General features: G+C 38.2%; 23 protein-coding genes. All 23 read left to right on the top strand.

Annotation, left to right across the window (positions count from 1 at the left end):
- Positions 1-99: 99 nt before the first annotated feature.
- The 23 genes from ABDZ53_RS07025 to fliQ all read left to right on the top strand — a co-directional run bounded on the left by ABDZ53_RS07025 (position 100) and on the right by fliQ (position 16,482).
- Positions 100-483 carry a flagellar protein FlaG gene (locus ABDZ53_RS07025; protein ID WP_343755002.1) on the top strand — a complete coding sequence of 128 codons (384 nt, stop codon included), beginning with the start codon at positions 100-102 and terminating at the stop codon, positions 481-483.
- An 8-nt stretch (positions 484-491) separates the two neighbouring features.
- Positions 492-1,892, top strand: a complete 1,401-nt coding sequence (gene fliD, locus ABDZ53_RS07020; protein WP_343755000.1) for a flagellar filament capping protein FliD — start codon at positions 492-494, stop codon at positions 1,890-1,892.
- Positions 1,893-1,903: 11 nt separating this feature from the next.
- On the top strand, positions 1,904-2,260 hold the full coding sequence (locus ABDZ53_RS07015) for a hypothetical protein (RefSeq protein ID WP_343754998.1): 357 nt from the start codon (positions 1,904-1,906) through the stop codon (positions 2,258-2,260).
- Positions 2,261-2,274: 14 nt separating this feature from the next.
- Positions 2,275-2,640: a flagellar export chaperone FliS gene (fliS, locus tag ABDZ53_RS07010; RefSeq protein ID WP_343754996.1), complete on the top strand. Its 366-nt coding sequence runs from the start codon at positions 2,275-2,277 to the stop codon at positions 2,638-2,640.
- 543 nt (positions 2,641-3,183) lie between these two features.
- Positions 3,184-3,564: a flagellar basal body rod protein FlgB gene (gene flgB / locus ABDZ53_RS07005; RefSeq protein ID WP_343754994.1), complete on the top strand. Its 381-nt coding sequence runs from the start codon at positions 3,184-3,186 to the stop codon at positions 3,562-3,564.
- Positions 3,565-3,576: 12 nt separating this feature from the next.
- Positions 3,577-4,014, top strand: a complete 438-nt coding sequence (flgC, locus tag ABDZ53_RS07000; RefSeq protein ID WP_343754992.1) for a flagellar basal body rod protein FlgC — start codon at positions 3,577-3,579, stop codon at positions 4,012-4,014.
- A 24-nt stretch (positions 4,015-4,038) separates the two neighbouring features.
- The gene (fliE, locus tag ABDZ53_RS06995; protein ID WP_343754990.1) at positions 4,039-4,353 is read left to right on the top strand and encodes a flagellar hook-basal body complex protein FliE; all 315 of its coding nucleotides are present in this window, start codon (positions 4,039-4,041) and stop codon (positions 4,351-4,353) included.
- 35 nt (positions 4,354-4,388) lie between these two features.
- On the top strand, positions 4,389-6,002 hold the full coding sequence (fliF, locus tag ABDZ53_RS06990) for a flagellar basal-body MS-ring/collar protein FliF (protein WP_343754988.1): 1,614 nt from the start codon (positions 4,389-4,391) through the stop codon (positions 6,000-6,002).
- A gap of 15 nt (positions 6,003-6,017) precedes the next feature.
- The gene (gene fliG, locus ABDZ53_RS06985) at positions 6,018-7,052 is read left to right on the top strand and encodes a flagellar motor switch protein FliG (protein ID WP_343754986.1); all 1,035 of its coding nucleotides are present in this window, start codon (positions 6,018-6,020) and stop codon (positions 7,050-7,052) included.
- A complete protein-coding gene (locus tag ABDZ53_RS06980) occupies positions 7,036-7,809 on the top strand; it encodes a FliH/SctL family protein (RefSeq protein WP_343754984.1) in 774 nt (257 codons plus the stop codon). Before fliG ends, ABDZ53_RS06980 begins: the two co-directional genes overlap by 17 nt.
- Positions 7,810-9,123: a flagellar protein export ATPase FliI gene (fliI, locus tag ABDZ53_RS06975; RefSeq protein ID WP_343754982.1), complete on the top strand. Its 1,314-nt coding sequence runs from the start codon at positions 7,810-7,812 to the stop codon at positions 9,121-9,123. It begins immediately after the preceding gene.
- 19 nt (positions 9,124-9,142) lie between these two features.
- Positions 9,143-9,580: a flagellar export protein FliJ gene (fliJ, locus tag ABDZ53_RS06970; protein WP_343754980.1), complete on the top strand. Its 438-nt coding sequence runs from the start codon at positions 9,143-9,145 to the stop codon at positions 9,578-9,580.
- A gap of 40 nt (positions 9,581-9,620) precedes the next feature.
- Positions 9,621-10,964, top strand: a complete 1,344-nt coding sequence (locus ABDZ53_RS06965; protein ID WP_343754978.1) for a flagellar hook-length control protein FliK — start codon at positions 9,621-9,623, stop codon at positions 10,962-10,964.
- A 21-nt stretch (positions 10,965-10,985) separates the two neighbouring features.
- On the top strand, positions 10,986-11,411 hold the full coding sequence (locus ABDZ53_RS06960) for an FLgD tudor-like domain-containing protein (RefSeq protein ID WP_343754976.1): 426 nt from the start codon (positions 10,986-10,988) through the stop codon (positions 11,409-11,411).
- A complete protein-coding gene (locus ABDZ53_RS06955; RefSeq protein ID WP_343754974.1) occupies positions 11,412-11,807 on the top strand; it encodes a flagellar biosynthesis protein in 396 nt (131 codons plus the stop codon).
- A 79-nt stretch (positions 11,808-11,886) separates the two neighbouring features.
- Positions 11,887-12,774 carry a flagellar hook-basal body complex protein gene (locus ABDZ53_RS06950; RefSeq protein ID WP_343754972.1) on the top strand — a complete coding sequence of 296 codons (888 nt, stop codon included), beginning with the start codon at positions 11,887-11,889 and terminating at the stop codon, positions 12,772-12,774.
- A gap of 65 nt (positions 12,775-12,839) precedes the next feature.
- Positions 12,840-13,040, top strand: a complete 201-nt coding sequence (locus ABDZ53_RS06945) for a flagellar FlbD family protein (RefSeq protein ID WP_343754970.1) — start codon at positions 12,840-12,842, stop codon at positions 13,038-13,040.
- Positions 13,041-13,847, top strand: a complete 807-nt coding sequence (locus ABDZ53_RS06940; RefSeq protein WP_343754968.1) for a motility protein A — start codon at positions 13,041-13,043, stop codon at positions 13,845-13,847.
- Positions 13,848-13,857: 10 nt separating this feature from the next.
- Positions 13,858-14,667, top strand: a complete 810-nt coding sequence (locus ABDZ53_RS06935; RefSeq protein WP_343754966.1) for a flagellar motor protein MotB — start codon at positions 13,858-13,860, stop codon at positions 14,665-14,667.
- The gene (locus ABDZ53_RS06930; RefSeq protein ID WP_343754964.1) at positions 14,651-15,133 is read left to right on the top strand and encodes a flagellar basal body-associated FliL family protein; all 483 of its coding nucleotides are present in this window, start codon (positions 14,651-14,653) and stop codon (positions 15,131-15,133) included. The genes ABDZ53_RS06935 and ABDZ53_RS06930 overlap by 17 nt, the downstream gene beginning before the upstream one ends.
- A gap of 18 nt (positions 15,134-15,151) precedes the next feature.
- Positions 15,152-15,550 (top strand): FliO/MopB family protein, encoded by a 399-nt coding sequence (locus tag ABDZ53_RS06925; RefSeq protein ID WP_343754962.1) that lies wholly within the window; start codon positions 15,152-15,154, stop codon positions 15,548-15,550.
- Between the two features lie 3 nt (positions 15,551-15,553).
- Positions 15,554-16,204: a flagellar type III secretion system pore protein FliP gene (gene fliP / locus ABDZ53_RS06920; protein WP_343754960.1), complete on the top strand. Its 651-nt coding sequence runs from the start codon at positions 15,554-15,556 to the stop codon at positions 16,202-16,204.
- 14 nt (positions 16,205-16,218) lie between these two features.
- The gene (fliQ, locus tag ABDZ53_RS06915; RefSeq protein ID WP_343754958.1) at positions 16,219-16,482 is read left to right on the top strand and encodes a flagellar biosynthesis protein FliQ; all 264 of its coding nucleotides are present in this window, start codon (positions 16,219-16,221) and stop codon (positions 16,480-16,482) included.
- The last annotated feature ends 3 nt before the right edge of the window (positions 16,483-16,485 follow it).

Below are 16,485 nucleotides of genomic sequence, written 5' to 3'. Positions count from 1 at the left end.
GGCAAGTGTTTTTTTGTTTTTCCTTGATATAACAACCATTGTAAGCAATTATTAAAAGAAAGTATTGACACTAACATTTTAATCAGAGGGGTTAAGACTATGAATTACAGAGTTGATTCTATCGATGCGTTACGTACTATCGATCAGGTTTTACATTCTTCTAGAAATAAGGTATCTTATTCTAGTGACCGCTATATTGATCCGATTAAACCTGTTCCCAATTTGGATACGGTCAATGACCGTTTGCATTTAGAACCTTCAAAAAAACAAGTCAATGTATGGGTCGAAGAGGCTCAGAAGGTTTTGCAGCGGGTTAATGCCCAGCTGTCTTTCAGAGTGCATGAGGGGACAGGGCGAACATTAGTCGAACTGATTGAAAAAGATACAAAAAAAGTTTTAAGAGAGATTCCACCTGAAAAAATGCTAGATGTGATTGCTGGTATTTGGGAATGGATTGGTATTTCTGTAGATAGAACGGAGTGACAAAGTTAATGAATGTTATGGGACTTTATTCTGGGATAGACATTTCGATGGTAGATCAGATGATTGAAGCTGAAAAAGCCAAAGGAGTTCGCTTTACTCAAAGAAAAGAACAATATACCCAGTCTCAAAATGCATGGAAAGATTTAAATACACGATTAGATACTCTTTACAAGAGACTAGACGAACTAACAAAACCTGAAAATTTTCAATCAAAGTCAGTTAATCTATCAGGACCTGAAAACCTCTCAGTCAATGCAAGCTCAACTGCTGCGACTGGCAGTTACCGTGTTCAAGTTCAACAATTAGCCACACAGGAACGTCTAACGGGAACTCGAGTAGAAGCTGAATCTATTCATTCTGAATTAAATTTTAACGGGTCATTAGATTTTGCATTTGGGCCAGAAGAAAACAGTTCTTTTTCAGTTACTGTAGAAGCAACTGATAGTCTCAAATCTATTAATGATAAAATCAATGAACAGACGTCTAAGACAGGTATCTCATCATCGATTGTAGATAATCGTTTAATACTTACTCACACTGAGTACGGAGTGCAAACAGAAAAACTTGCGATTAGCGGGGATGTTGCTGAATCGCTGGGGTTATCCAACTTTGACTTAACAGAAGGACAAAAAGCTGAATTTACGGTGGATGGTTTAAAAATAACTCGTTCCTCTAATACCATTGATGATGTTATAGAAGGTTTAACCTTTACTTTAACAAATGAGCATTCAAATAATGAGTCTACTGTTGTTTCTATTACAGAAGACTTAGACAAAGCAGCAGAAACTTTAAACAAGTTCGTTGAACAATACAATTCGACCCAAAGCTTTATTACTCAACAGCTTAGTGTTGGGGATCCATCTGCAGAAAACAACAAGACAGGAACTCTCTCAGGAGATGGAACGTTAATGCGTCTACAATCTAACCTGCGTTCTATGATGACAAAATCTGATGATACTGAATCATCTATCCGTTCGTTATCTGATTTAGGTATTGAGGTTGATCGAAATGGAACAGCTACATTTGACCGAACAGTATTAGAAGAGAATATTAAAGAAGATCCAGAAGCTGTTTCAGCATTTTTCTCACGAACTGAGACATCAGAAGGAGTTGGAGAAGATGGAGAGCCAAAAAAAGACTCTAAAAGAGTCGGTTTTTCTCAATCCATGCGTTCGTTTGTCAATGAGTATATTTCAGGAACGACTGGAATCATCAAGACACGTCAAGATACTTATGATAGAATGATAAAGGATTTAAATGACCGCATTTCTCAGTTTGAAACGCGTATTGATGCAAAAAGAGATCGCTATATCCGTCAGTTTACTGCTTTAGATCAAGCTATGATGCAAGCTGAAAGTCAAATGGGCTTTATGATGAGTCAATTGGGAATGAATCAAGGGAATAACTAGGAGCGACAAAGATGACTGAATCACTGCAACAACAGAAAAAGCGTCTTATGGAAGCTATTTTGGAGCGCTTATCTCAATGGGAGAAGACCTCCGAAGATGCATTAGAGACTTTATACCTGAACGAAGAAGATATTAAGGCAATCAAAGCTATAGATAAGAAATTATCGGAAGATGAGTTGGCTTTATTTCAGTCTGAAAACCAAGAGTTACTTGATAAAGTGATTACCAAACAAGATGAATTTTTAAAGGAACTCAGACAGCAGTCGAAGCAATTGTCCACTCAAATGAAGCAGATGAACCAGCAGAAAAATGTGGTACACAGTTATATGGACAAACAATCATCCCTCTTCATTGATAGAGATATGTAAGAAAGGAAATCAGCATGAGTTACTCAAGTATTTCAAAGCAATATAAAAAGAACCAAATCGAAACAGCTTCACCAAAACAATTAGTTGTCTTGCTTTATGAGGGGGCAGTTAAATACATACGTTTGGCAGAGCTAGCGACCGAACAAGGTCAAATGGATAAGGTCAACACTCATTTAATTAAAGCGCAAGATATTGTTACAGAATTAATGAATTCTCTGAATCACCAAAATGGGGAAAATGCTATTGCGAGTGAATTAGAAACTTTATATTCATACATTTTAAATCAATTAATACAGGCTAATTTGCAAAAAGATAGTGTAAAAATGAATGCAATGAGACATTTGATGATGGAACTAAAAGAAGCATGGGCCAGCATTTAGATATGTTGGTCTCTTTTTTTGTTCTCGTTTATAAACTTTCATGAGAAAAAGTTTGTTTGGGTAGTATATATAGTAAGGAAAATGACATATTCGTCATAATGTTAAATACGAACTAGGAGTCAATGACTGGTGTTATACAGTATCAAAAAAGTTGAATTTAAAAAGTAATAATTAACATGTTATTTACATAGTAAGCGTTATTTTATCTGTTCACAATTTTGTCATAGAATAACGACTGTTCTTGTGACAAAAGTGTGTCATGTTTTTTCGGACTAGATTATCTTTTGAAATACCGTTTTAGTGAACGTTATTTCATTTAGATTGCTTTTATGACGGCGTTTGTAAAGGTTCGAAGAACAAGAGAGAGTTTAATTTAGTTACAAAAAAGAGCATCTCTTTTATTAAAAATTCACAAATAGTGAGAAAACCGTCGAAAAATAGACATTTTCACCTATTGCAGAATGCTCATTACTTTACTAAAATGGGTTTTGTGAGAATTTTTTAGAATAAATATACACTTGTATAGTCAGGATGGATAATGTCATGTTAGTGGGATCAAATGTTGAGTTAATCAAAAAAGCATTAAATGCTTCTTCAATGCGCCAAGAAACGATAGCGAGCAATATATCCAATGTGAATACTGAAGGATACAAAGCGAAGCGTGTTGACTTTGAAAATACATTAAAGAAAGCAATGAGCGGTTCTGCTTTAAGAGGAACGCATGATAAACATTTCGGTTCATCTTCTATAGAGTCTATTCAGCCCGAAGTCAGAGTACAAACCGGTAACCGAATCAATGAAAATGGAAATAATGTCGCAATTGATACGGAGATGGCAGAGTTATCTGCGAATACCATTTACTATCAGGCGTTGACATCTCAATTAAGCAGCCAATACGCATCTATACGATCGGTATTACGATAGGAGGAATAGGACATGTCGATATTTAATTCAATGCAAATTAATGCAAGTGGGTTAACTTTAGAGCGATTCAAGTTAGATACAATCTCTACCAACATAGCCAATGTCAACACGACCCGTACTGAAGACGGTGAAGGACCTTACATAAAGCAAGAAGTTGAATTTGAAGAAAACCTTAAACGTGTCTCATCTGCATTCGACAATGACTCCAGTGTGATGAGTGCTGGAGTTCGTATTACAGGGGTTGCTACAGATGAAGAGAATGTTCGCTTCGTTTATGAACCAGAGCATCCAGATGCGAACGAAGAAGGATATGTTGGTTATCCAAATGTGGATATGGCAGATGAAATGATTAATATGATGACTGCTATCCGCACCTATGACGCAAACGTCACAGCTATTAACAGCAGTAAAGACATGTTAAAAAGAGCTTTAGAAATAGGTAGACAATAAAATAATTGAAAAGGAGAGAAAGCAGTGATAAACCAAATGAATTCTCTTTACTCCGAGACTTTAAGGCAAGTTCAAAATGTTTCTCAGAAATCACCTGTACATAAAACAGAAACAGAAAATGATGAATTTTCTTCGATATTAAAAAACTCCTTGCAGTCACTAGAAAGCAAGCAGTCGGAATCAGCCGATGCTGTCCGCTCATTAATAGACGGATCCGCTGATGATTTACATACTGTAATGATTAAAACAACGGAAGCTCAACTATCCCTTGAAGTTGCTGTTCAACTAAGAAACAGAGCATTAGAAGCCTATAACGAAATTAAAAATATGCAATTCTAATGATTAAGAACTTTATATAAAAGGGAGTACAAGGAATGAACAAAGTAAAAGAGATTGGCTCCTCTATTAAAGAGGGCTGGCTCACATTAGATAAAGGAAAGAGAGTCCGACTGCTAGTACTAGTCGCTAGTATCTTACTCGTTTTCGGAGGATTAGCTTACTTCACTCAAAGAAGTCAGTACACCGTCTTATTTTCCAATTTAGAGGATGCAGATGCCGGAGCTATCGTAGAAGATTTAGAAGCTCAAGGCTTGAAGTATCGTCTGGAAGATAATGGGACAACCATTTTGGTAGATGAAAAAGTAGTTGATTCTTACCGTATTGACTTAGCTGTTAATGGACTCATGCCAGAAAGCTCAACAGGATTTGAAATTTTTGATAATACGAATATGATGACCACTGATGAAGATCGCCAGATTATGATGCAACGTGCCTTAAGCGGAGAGCTGGAACGCTCGATTGCCTCTTTACAACAAGTGGAAGCCGCTAAAGTGATGCTGTCTTTACCAGAAGACAGTATTTTTCAAAATCCGGCCTATAGAACAGATGCGTCTGCTTCAATAGTCATTCAAACAAAGGGTTCTCAGACACTTTCACAACAGACCATTCAAGGGATTGCGTCTCTTGTTACCGGAGCAGTAGACAGACTGCCTATGGAAAATGTTCAGATTGTGGATACGAATGGGAACTTGTTGAGTGGCTTTTTACAAGCAAATGGTGAGAATGTAACCACAGCTGATTTTTCAACGAACTATCAAAGCATTCAACGCTCCTACGAGCAAGATTTGGAACAACGTATTCTCGCTCTATTAGCACCAGTTTATGGCTATAACAATTTGAGAATCGTTGTGAATGCACCGATGAACTTTGATGTTATCGAAGGAGAAATTATTGAATACACTGCTCCTATGACTGGAGAAGATGATGAAAACCGTGAAGGCTTAATCCGCAGCCAGGAAGAGAACTTTGACGGCGCTCGAGAAATGGTCATGGACTTATTAGAAGGCAGTGGGCAAACTCCTGTAGCTGAGGATGGAGAAACGGATCCTTCAGCTTCTTATAATCACACCACCAATTACGAGTTGAATCAAGAAACTCAGCGATACGTGAGAGCGCCTGGCGTGTTAGAAGCCATCAATGCTTCTGTCATTGTTAACCAAAATACAAATCAAGCCATCAATTACGATCAGATTGATGATATTGTCAGAACCGCACTAGGTATCGGCACAAATGACTTAACGGGTTATGTCTCTGTAGAAGGAATGGCCTTTGCTCAAGGAGACGATGAATTAGTCATCGGAGGCGGATATGATTTAATTGGGTCATTATTCTCTGTCCTATCTGATTACTGGTTATACATGGCTGGTGGATTGGTCTTATTAGTCTTATCGATGGTGATTTTATCTACAATGAAACGCAACCGACGAAATAAAGAAGAAATGGAATTCTTTATGGCAGCTCAAGAAGCCGAACGTCAAGCACAAGAAAAGGAAGTCATCGAACAACCAAAAGAAGAACTAGCCAAAGAAAATGAATTGGCTCAGCAGAAAAACAAAGTGATGAGTGAAAAAGAAGACCGAGTGAGACAACAAGCGAAAGAAAACCCAGAGTTAGCTGCAGAATTAATGAAAGTCTGGTTGAAAGAATAATAGGGGTGAATCTATATGGCAGACAGTACAGAGGTTAAAGCAAAAGTTCAAGAAATGGATGGGATTAAAAAAGCTGCTATTTTTATGATTTCAATAGGTCCAGAAACGTCTGCACAAATCATGAAGCAGTTACCTGACAGCTATATACAAAAAGTGAGTTATGAAATCGCAAACATTGATTATGTCAGCCCTAAAGAAAGAGAAGCCATCGTGAATGAATACTTGGAGATGTCACAGGCGAGAGAGTATATCTTAGATGGTGGGATTGACTACGCCAAAAACCTATTAAACAAGGCATTAGGAACCCAGCGAGCAAAAGAAGTTATTGATATGCTGAATCAGATTCAGTTGCGTGAACGTCCCTTTAATATTGCTCGCAAAGCTGATCCACAACAGTTGACGAACTTGCTTTTAGGCGAACAGCCTCAGACGGTTGCCTTAATCTTGTGTTACATGCAACCAGACAAAGCTGCTCAAATTTTGATAAACTTTCCTATTGAAAAACAAGCGGAAATAGCAGAGCGTATTGGTACGATTACCAATACGTCTCCGTCCGTTATTGAAAAGATTGAAAAAGTCATCGAGAGCAAATTTTCTACTTATGTTGAGAATGATACAGAGAATGTCGGCGGCGTCTCTACCTTAGTTGAAATTCTGAATCAAGTGGGACGTTCAACAGAAAAAGCCATTGTCGGTGAACTCGAGCAGTCTCAGCCTGAATTAGCTGAAGAAATAAAAGCCAGTTTGTTTACATTCGAAGATATTGTCTCACTACAGAAAAACGATGTCCAAAAAGTGTTGCGCGATGTCGATCACGACGATTTGGTCTTGGCACTCAAAGGGGTATCGGACGATTTACGCGAGTTTATTTACGAAAACCTATCTTCTCGTGCCGTCGAAACCTTGAAAGAAGATATGCAGTACCTTGGACCGGCCCGCTTATCTGCGGTTGAAGAAGCTCAGCAAAATGTTGTAACGGTTATTCGTCGATTAGACGAATTAGGAGAGATTTATATTATGAGGGGCGAACAAGATGCCATTATCGAGTAGAATAATTAAATCAACCCAAGCCCATGCTGAGAAAACTAATGATTGGGTCATTGATACGGCTTATGACTTGGAATCAGAATTTGAAGAGGAAGAAACGTCTTCTTATGATGATTCAGAAGAAATTCAAGAAGCCAAGGAAAAAAGTACCGCCATTATCAATCAAGCCATAGCTGACAGAGAAGCTCTACTTCAAGAAGCGAGTGAAGAGATTGCTCGTATCAAAGAAGAAGTTAAGCAACAAGCCTATGAAGAAGGGTTTCAAGAAGGGTATACTAAAGGTTTTTCTGAAGGAAAAGAGGAAGGCACGCATGCAGCTCATGTAGAAAATGCTGCTTTGCTACAACAAGCAAGACAAATGATTACGGATGCTCAACTAGATATTGAAGAATATATTGAACAAAACAAAGACAGGCTACTGAAGCTGTCTATACATATGGCAGAAAAAATCGTTCATGAGCAATTATCTTTGTCAGAGGATGGCATTCTAGAATTGGTCCATCCTATATTACACCAGCTGGACCGTAAAGAGGATTATGTCAGCTTAACCGTTCATCCGTCCATACGTTCTTTTATTAAAGACAAACTACCAGACTTAGAAGCCAATTATTCAGATGTCCGCTTTGTCGTCTTGCAGGATGAAACCCTCGATCCGTTAGGGTGTATTGTTGAAAGTGCCCATAAAGTCATTGATTTACAAGTGAAGAAACAATTGGAAGCAATGGTCGAGGAATTGAAAGAAAGTGAACGGGAAGTATAAATGCTAAACATACCTTTTGATTTATATCATGACACATTGAACAAAAAGTCCACAGTTCTTAAGCATGGAAAAGTGAGCCAGGTTATAGGATTGATTATAAAGGTCGACGGACTGGATGCCTTTATTGGAGAAGTCTGTGAAATCCAAATTAAATCTAGCAATAAAGTGGTAATGAGTGAAGTCGTGGGATTCGTGGAAGAAACTGTTTTACTTATGCCTTTAGATGACTTGGAAGGCATCGGCCCGGGCTGTTTGGTTCGTCCAACAGGCAAATCCCTCACCATTGATGTGAGTGACGAAATGATTGGAAAAACTTTTGACGGTCTGGGAAGACCTTTGAGTCACGAAGCACTGAGTCAAACAGCTTCTTATAGTGTCCATCGGGCCTCACCTGATCCCTTTAGTCGTCCGAAAATCAATAAAATTCTGCCAACTGGTGTCAAAGCGATTGATGGCTTACTGACAGTTGGAGAAGGACAGAGAATGGGTATTTTTGCCGGATCCGGTGTAGGGAAATCCACCTTACTGGGCATGTTGGCAAAATACAGCGATGCGGATGTCATTGTCATTGGTTTAGTGGGAGAGCGTGGACGCGAGGTATTAGAATTTATTGAGAATGATTTAGGTGAAGAAGGCTATAAGAAATCCGTTGTGGTCTGTGCAACATCTGACCAGCCACCATTGGTTCGTTTAAAAGGAGCTTACGTTGCAACGGCTATAGCTGAATACTTCAGAGACCAGGGTAAAAAAGTCGTTTTAATGATGGATTCTGTCACACGTGTGGCCATGGCGCAGCGTGAAATAGGGTTAGCTACAGGTGAGCCACCAACGACAAAAGGATACACTCCTTCCGTCTTTACTGTACTACCTAAGTTACTGGAGCGAAGTGGGAATGCGAAAACAGGGTCAATTACGGCCTTTTACACTGTACTGGTCGAAGGGGACGACATGAATGAACCTATTGCTGACTCCGTACGAGGGATTTTAGATGGTCACATTATCTTATCCCGTCAGATTGCGTCTGAGAATCATTACCCCGCTATTGATATTCAAAACAGTTTAAGTCGACTGATGAAAGAGCTTGTGAGCGACAAACACGATCAAGTAGCTGGAAAACTAAGAGAGAATCTGGCGACATACAAAGAGTCTAAAGATTTAATTGACGTAGGTGCCTACCAGCAAGGAACCAATACTTTACTTGATCAGGCGATTCGATTAAATCAGCCGATAAAGTCTTTCTTGAAACAAAAGACATCAGAGTCTTATACCTTTGAAGAAACGTTGCAGTCTCTACAAGCCGTATTTTCTAATTAATATCATGAGGAGGAACTAAATGAAAAGTTACCGATTTTCTATGGAAAAAGTATTAGAGTGGCGGGCTGATTTAGAAGACTCCGCTCACTTATTAGTTAAAGAAAAAGAAGAGGCTTTACAAAATGAACAAGCACGATTAGAAGGGTTAATTAAAGAAAGCCGAAAGTTAAAGAGCGAAAATCTTTTCAAATCTTCCATTGACGATTTGAAAAGACACAGCTTATACACAGAGTTGTTAGATGATAAAATCGTTCGTCAGAAATTGGCCATACAAACAGCTGAGACTGAATTAGATCGTGCTCGAGAACAATTGAAAGAAGCACATAAAGATAAAAAAGTAATGGAAAAGTTAGAGGAAAAAGAAAAGAAACGCTACATAGAATTTGTAAATAAAAAAGAGCAAGAACAGCTTGATGAAATTTCTACCTTAAGTTTTGGCAGACCTACCGTTTATTAACTCGTTTTAAAGACAAAACTTTTAAGGAGGTGATAACAACATGGAGAATATCCAAACGATACCTATATACAGGACGGAACCTGTTCAAAAAGAAACGGTTCATGTTAATGAGGAAGAGTTTGCTCTACAGTTTCAAAAATTTAGTTTTATGAAAGATGAAGAGTCTAGCAAAGAGAGTGGACTTCAGCCTTCTTCAGATTCGGCCTCTACTGAATCAGTGGAAAATAAAGAAGACGTAGAGAGTGAGGACCGCGTGTTTACACTCATTAATCCGTTCCTCCACATTCAAACGGAAACTATGAAGGTGAAGACGGAAGTGATTTCTCATTCAGACCTTGTTATAAATGGAGATGTTCTTTCTGAGGATAGTACCTATGAGAAGTTATTAGCCGATTTCGGACAATCAAACAGGTCAGATGATTCAGTTTCACTTCAGCTTTTACAAATTAGTGAGACTGTTGGGATGAGTGAAGGGAGCCCTGATTTAGAAGTTCAATTTTTAAATAAAGCGTTGGTTGAACCAACTGAACAAGCCCTTTTTAAAGATAATAAATTTATTCAGCCATCTGACATAACTGATATAAAAGAGCCGACTAGCTTATTAAAGGATGAAGAACAAGTCGTCTTAGCCGTTAATCGTTCAGATCATTCGAAAGAACCGACTCAATCGGTTGAAGCAATCGATCAAACGATGCGCTCCGTTACGGTTGAAGAGACTGACACAACTCTTAAATCCATTGTCTCTGAAATAAATTCAGAAAACGAAAGTAAACTGTCTAGTGATAAAGTGATAAATAGTGATGAGGACGAGACTTTATCTCATACTTTTTCAATGAATGAAGTCAAACAAACGAATGAAGAAATAACTAAACCTGTCCAATCGACTCCTTCACTAACTATACCCGTGGTTACGAAAGAAGAGGGAATGGAAATGATTAAAGAGATGGTGACAGAAACACTAGTCGATGATAACGGAGTTGAAACTGTTCGTTCGACGATTAAACTGACGCCTGAATCATTAGGAGAAGTTGAGATTGAATTGGTTTCAACTGATAAGGGATTAACTGGGAAAATAGTGTTTCAATCAGAAGAAGCGAAGCAGTGGATGGAAAGAGAATGGGAACAATTTAAATTACCTTTGGAAACAAAAGGGGTATCCTTTCAGACATTAGAGTTAACTGTTAGCCAACCGATTCAAAATCATACATTACAAAGTCAATTAGGTAAGTTTTCATTTTCAGAAAGCTTTTCTCAATCTCAGCAAGACCAAGCGGCTAATCAGCAGACGAATCATGGCGAGGGAATAATAGGTAATGATGAAACAGAAAACAGTTTAGAACAAGGAGAAGCACAACAATTAAACGGATTAAACGTCTATGTTTAGTCTAAAAGGAAGGAGATCCACATGACAATACCAGACAATATGATGATCGGTTCAACAAATGCCTTGCAGCAAGCACCTGAAAAGAAATTAAACTCGGACTTAAATATGGAACAATTTCTGCAGATTATCTCTCATGCAATGAGTATGCCTTCTTTTGGAGGAGAAAGTGGCGGGAGCGGATCAGAAACGGATTATATCGGTCAGATGGTTCAATTCGGTATGCTGAATGCCATGCAGGATTTGAATGAAACGATGCAAAGTAATTTGCTCATCAACCACCAGCAACAAGCTTTTAGTTTAGTCGGAAAAGAAGTCACTCTGACGTCTCAAGAAGACCAGCTAGTCAGCGGAGTAGTAGAAAAAGTACGCTTTGAAAATGGCATAGCCACCCTGCATGTCAACGGAGAGGCTTATACCATGAGTGATGTCATTGAGGTGAGTCAGTAAATGGTCAACCCGATTCATTCATCTTATCCTGTTAGACCCACGGATAATGTAATAAGAAAATCAGATCCGCGTAAAGTAGACGGCGCTTTTCAATCCTTTATTCAAGAAGCACTTAAGGAAACAGATACACCGTCTTCGAAGGTGACTATATCTCATCATGCACAAAAGCGACTGACACAGCATGGCTTTACTTTAAATGATACGGATATGCATTTACTTCAAGAAGCCGTTGAAACGCTAGAAGCTAAAGGATCAAAAAATTCATTGATTCTATATGATGATTTGGCACTGATTGCCAGCATTCAAAATAAAACCGTCATTACTGCTTTAAAATCAACTGAAATGAAGGAAGTTACAAATATCGATAGTGCCATACAAATAAATGGAAAAAGATAAACGATAAGCTGGACTGAAAAGAGGCTTTTTACTGATGACTGACTGATTCAGTAACGTTTAATCACTAGGAGGAAAATACATGTTAAATTCACTATATTCAGGCATTACAGGAATGAAAGCCCAGCAAACTAAAATGGACGTTTTGGCAAACAACATTGCGAACGTCAATACAACAGGATTTAAATCTCAACGCGTTCGTTTTCAAGATATGATTTCTCAGATGGACTCGAATGCTCAAGGGCCTAACGGAAATGGACGAGGCGGAATCAACGCTCAACAAGTTGGTCTTGGGTCTTCTGTTAGTGCAACAGACTTAATGATGCAAGGTGGCGCATTACAGTTTACCGGTCGTGCCCTAGACTTTGGTATTCAAAACGGAGATAACTCTTTCTTTGTCGTGAGTCAAGATGGAAATCCAGGTGGAAGACATCAATACACTCGTGATGGAGGCTTCTATACGGACTATGAAGGAAACTTAACGACTGCCAACGGGATGCGTGTCATGGGGTTCTCAACTGAAATAATGACAGAAGAAAGTGATTATGATGCTACAGCATTAACACAAGAAAATAATTTTGGTGCTTTATCTATCCCACAAACCTATAATGGTCTCGCATTACAAGATTACAGTATAGATGATACGGGAACCATTATTGGGACATACAGTGATGGTAATGCTTATATCATTGGGCGTTTAGCTTTATCAACGTTCACTAACGCTGATGGATTAGAAAAAGCGGGAGAAAATTTGTATAACGCTTCTACAAACTCTGGCGCTCCGACTATAGGTGGACCAACAGATGACGGTTTCGGAACGGTTCGTTCTGGATTTACTGAAATGTCTAACGTTGACTTAGCTACCGAGTTTACTGAAATGATTGTAGCTAGTCGTGCTTACCAGGCGAACACAAGAAGTATCACTACTTCAGATGAAATGCTACAGGAACTAATCAATCTTAAACGATAAGCGATTATAGGGATCAGGCTGGAATAAACTTTCCAGTCTCTCCTTAAACTGAAAAGAGGGTAGTCATGATTCAGTTAAAAAGTGTATCAGGTAAAGAATTTTACTTGAATAACGATTTAATTTTCAAGATTGAAAGAGATTATGATACGTTGATTACGTTAACCGATCAAAAAACGATACGAGTGATGGAAACACCTGATGAAATCACACAAAAAATAATCGCTTTTAAACGTCAGATTTATCAGACCTTACCGGGAGGGAATTAAGTGAAACGCAATATTTTACCATTAATCGGAATGGTGGCAGGAATATTACTTATTTTTGCATCTATTTCAGTGAACAGTAACATTATGAGTTTTGTGGATGCACCGTCTTTAATTATTACATTAGTTGGCTCATTCTGTGCCTTGCTCATTAGTTTTCCATTCAATACACTCAAAAAAGTACCAGCTTTATTAAAGAAATTAATGTTCACTCCTGAAGATGATTTAAAAGGGTTAATTGATCGAATCACTGAACTGGCTAGAAAAAGTCGGACAGAAGGCATTCTATCTATTGAATCAGAAATCGAAGAATTAAATAACCCTCTCCTTATCCATGGGTTAGAAATGGTTGTAGATGGAACAGATATAGACACAATCGAAAACATTCTCAATATCGAACTCGATCAAATGGAAGATCGTCATTCTATCGGACACGAAGTGTTTTTAAAATGGGGAGAATATGCCCCAGCTTTTGGAATGATTGGGACACTGATTGGACTTATTGCCATGCTAGGTGACTTACAAGATCCTTCATTAATAGGGTCAGGAATGGCTACAGCATTGATTACCACTTTTTATGGGAGCTTCCTAGCAAATCTTATCTTTTTACCGATTGCGAAAAATTTGGAAGTACAAACAGCGAATGAATTAAAAGCAAATGAAATGATAGTGGAAGGGGTTCTTGCTCTACAAAGAGGAGACAATCCGCGAGTCATAGAACAAAAATTAAGCAGTTATTTATCCCAAAAAGAAAAGCAAGGGAAAGACGAAAAAGAAGATTTAGAAGTAGCAGAAGAATTAACAAGGTAGGGAGAGTCACATGGCTAGAAAACGAAAGAAAGCAGATGGTGGGGGCTCTCCAGGTTGGATGACAACGTACGGAGATTTGATGTCACTCTTACTCACGTTCTTTATTTTATTATTCTCAATGTCTATGGTGAATGTCGAACGGTTTGAACAAGCTGCTCAATCCTTAAGAATCTCTTTTTCAGGAACAGAATCAGGGGAAACCATCTTAGATGTGAGTGGCAATATACTGGAAGATAGTCCGTTAGAAACAGCAAGCGAAAGTGTGGATTTTGAAAATCTGAATCCAGAAGATTTAACGGTGGTAGAAGAAGCCGCTCTAGCTGAACACACTGTTCCTGAGGAAGTGCATGAATTGTATTCGACGGTAGAAGGCTTTTTAGAAGAAGAGGGCATTGATTCAGAAGTTTCCATTTCCAGAGACCAAGAAGGGGTCTATATAGATATTCAAGAGGCCATTTTATTTGACAGTGGGAGCGCCACTTTAAAAAGTCATGGGCGCGAAACGATTGGAACGATGGCTGGACTATTTCAACTCTTTGATAATGAAATCATTGTTGAAGGGTATACAGATGATGTTCCAGCTGGATCCGCTCAGTTTGCATCAAACTGGGAATTATCAGTTGCCCGAGCGGTGTCTGTTTTACGGTACTTAAGTGAAGAACACGGCATCCAACCAGAGCGATTGTCTGCTAGAGGCTATGGAGAATATCGTCCTTTAGTTCCAAACGATAGCCCTGAAAACAAAGCACAAAATAGACGAGTGAATATCGTTATTGTGCATGATGAAAGAAAGGAAGTTAAGAATGGCTCAGGAAATTAACACGACGGGTCCAAAAAATAAAGCTCTAAAAATTATACTAGCTATAGTTTCTCTTATAGTTATATTAGTGACAGGTATTGGAATAGGTAGTTTTCTTTTTTCAGATTCGTTTGAAAACTCATTTTTTTCCGATTTTATGACTGAAGCGGAAGCATCAGAAGTATCCGTTCCGTTGGATCAGTTCATTGTGAATTTATCAACTGAAACGAGCAGACAGCCTGTTGTCAGAATAGAAATGACTGTAACGAGTACAGATGAATCTATTCAAGAAGTCATCTCGGAAGATATTGCAAAGATTCGGGACGCAGTGATTCATACCGTATCAAGAGAAACAATGGATACCATATTAAATGAATCAGATGGAGAATTTGAAATAAAAGAAAAAGTGAAAAACAGAATTAACCAAGTTTTAGGCAAAGACATGATTGATGATGTCTATATCACCAATATATTATTACAGAAATAAGACGAAGAGGAGTTCGACATGGGAGTACCTGAATTATTACAAATGATAGCGGCTTTAGGAGTGATTATTCTTTTAGCGAACTATTTATTAAAAAAATTGAATCAATTTCAGAACTCATCGAGCCATGTGATTAAAGTGTTAGAACGGGTTCCTTTGTCAAAGAATTCCTCTTTATGTATTGTTCAAGTTGGATCAGAGTATTTACTTATGAGTATGACAGAGAATCAAAATGAAGTACTGAAAACTTTTAATGAGAAAGAAAAAGAAGCTATCCAACTAAAATTAGCGAAAAAAGGACAAAACAAACAGGGTCTAATTGAAGATTCATTCTTATCCACTGTCCTCAGTCATGCCGGAGAACTAATTAAGAATAAGACTCAGAATCAATCAAGCTTCAACAAAGAAAGGAATCGTTAAGCAATGACAGAGTTATCTGGATTAAATGGCTCATCAGAAGTCGTTAACTTATATCTTCTGCTCTTTTTAATAGCGCTGATTCCGTCTTTCCTAGTCTTAACAACAAGTTTTACACGTACTATTATTGTCCTTTCTTTTACGCGTAATGCATTAGGGACCCAACAAAGTCCACCTAACCAAGTGTTAGTTGGCTTAGCCTTGTTCTTATCCGTCTTTGTCATGCGACCGGTGTATCAAGAAGTGAATGAACAGGCGCTTCAACCCATGCTTGCAGGAGAGATTACCCGAGAAGAGTCGTTTGAATTGGCTGAAGAACCGATAAAGGAATTTATGTTGGAACAGACACGGACAAGTGACTTAGAACTCTTTGTTCAATTAGGAGGAGAGTCCTTTCCTGAAGAACCGGAAGATTTGTCATTATTTACGGTTATCCCAGCGTTTGCCATTAGCGAATTAAGAACGGCATTCACGATAGGTTTTCTGATATTTGTTCCGTTTTTAGTGATTGATATTGTAGTCGCAAGTATATTAATGTCCATGGGTATGTTTATGTTGTCTCCTGTGATGATTTCCTTGCCCTTTAAATTGCTGCTATTTGTAATGGTAGACGGGTGGTACTTAGTTGTTGAATCGTTGATAGAGAGTTTTTATTAGAAAGGAAAGCCTAGATGTCCATACAAAATGTTTTAGATGTGTTACAAGATGCTTTTTTAGTTTTAATACGTGTGGGTGGACCTATTCTAGTTGTCGCTTTAGTTATTGGCTTAGTGGTCAGTATCATTCAAGCGACAACGCAAATTCAAGAACAGACGTTAAGTTTTGTTCCTAAACTATTCGCGATCCTTTTAACTCTTTTATTGCTTGGAAACTTTATGCTGAACACATTAGTTTCCTTCACCGAACGATTATTTGGCATTATAGCGGGATTGTGATGA

This window comes from Alkalibacterium iburiense (assembly GCF_039521845.1).
Classification (GTDB): domain Bacteria; phylum Bacillota; class Bacilli; order Lactobacillales; family Carnobacteriaceae_A; genus Alkalibacterium; species Alkalibacterium iburiense.
This window is presented reverse-complemented; position numbering and strand designations above follow the sequence as displayed.

What these genes read in the sequence shown, in the direction of transcription:
- ABDZ53_RS07025 (WP_343755002.1), top strand. Translation starts at nt 100, where the DNA reads ATGAATTACAGAGTTGATTCTATCGATGCGTTACGTACTATCGATCAG.
- fliD (WP_343755000.1), top strand. Translation starts at nt 492, where the DNA reads ATGAATGTTATGGGACTTTATTCTGGGATAGACATTTCGATGGTAGAT.
- ABDZ53_RS07015 (WP_343754998.1), top strand. Translation starts at nt 1,904, where the DNA reads ATGACTGAATCACTGCAACAACAGAAAAAGCGTCTTATGGAAGCTATT.
- fliS (WP_343754996.1), top strand. Translation starts at nt 2,275, where the DNA reads ATGAGTTACTCAAGTATTTCAAAGCAATATAAAAAGAACCAAATCGAA.
- flgB (WP_343754994.1), top strand. Translation starts at nt 3,184, where the DNA reads ATGTTAGTGGGATCAAATGTTGAGTTAATCAAAAAAGCATTAAATGCT.
- flgC (WP_343754992.1), top strand. Translation starts at nt 3,577, where the DNA reads ATGTCGATATTTAATTCAATGCAAATTAATGCAAGTGGGTTAACTTTA.
- fliF (WP_343754988.1), top strand. Translation starts at nt 4,389, where the DNA reads ATGAACAAAGTAAAAGAGATTGGCTCCTCTATTAAAGAGGGCTGGCTC.
- fliG (WP_343754986.1), top strand. Translation starts at nt 6,018, where the DNA reads ATGGCAGACAGTACAGAGGTTAAAGCAAAAGTTCAAGAAATGGATGGG.
- ABDZ53_RS06980 (WP_343754984.1), top strand. Translation starts at nt 7,036, where the DNA reads ATGCCATTATCGAGTAGAATAATTAAATCAACCCAAGCCCATGCTGAG.
- fliI (WP_343754982.1), top strand. Translation starts at nt 7,810, where the DNA reads ATGCTAAACATACCTTTTGATTTATATCATGACACATTGAACAAAAAG.
- fliJ (WP_343754980.1), top strand. Translation starts at nt 9,143, where the DNA reads ATGAAAAGTTACCGATTTTCTATGGAAAAAGTATTAGAGTGGCGGGCT.
- ABDZ53_RS06965 (WP_343754978.1), top strand. Translation starts at nt 9,621, where the DNA reads ATGGAGAATATCCAAACGATACCTATATACAGGACGGAACCTGTTCAA.
- ABDZ53_RS06960 (WP_343754976.1), top strand. Translation starts at nt 10,986, where the DNA reads ATGACAATACCAGACAATATGATGATCGGTTCAACAAATGCCTTGCAG.
- ABDZ53_RS06955 (WP_343754974.1), top strand. Translation starts at nt 11,412, where the DNA reads ATGGTCAACCCGATTCATTCATCTTATCCTGTTAGACCCACGGATAAT.
- ABDZ53_RS06950 (WP_343754972.1), top strand. Translation starts at nt 11,887, where the DNA reads ATGTTAAATTCACTATATTCAGGCATTACAGGAATGAAAGCCCAGCAA.
- ABDZ53_RS06945 (WP_343754970.1), top strand. Translation starts at nt 12,840, where the DNA reads ATGATTCAGTTAAAAAGTGTATCAGGTAAAGAATTTTACTTGAATAAC.
- ABDZ53_RS06935 (WP_343754966.1), top strand. Translation starts at nt 13,858, where the DNA reads ATGGCTAGAAAACGAAAGAAAGCAGATGGTGGGGGCTCTCCAGGTTGG.
- ABDZ53_RS06930 (WP_343754964.1), top strand. Translation starts at nt 14,651, where the DNA reads ATGGCTCAGGAAATTAACACGACGGGTCCAAAAAATAAAGCTCTAAAA.
- ABDZ53_RS06925 (WP_343754962.1), top strand. Translation starts at nt 15,152, where the DNA reads ATGGGAGTACCTGAATTATTACAAATGATAGCGGCTTTAGGAGTGATT.
- fliP (WP_343754960.1), top strand. Translation starts at nt 15,554, where the DNA reads ATGACAGAGTTATCTGGATTAAATGGCTCATCAGAAGTCGTTAACTTA.
- fliQ (WP_343754958.1), top strand. Translation starts at nt 16,219, where the DNA reads ATGTCCATACAAAATGTTTTAGATGTGTTACAAGATGCTTTTTTAGTT.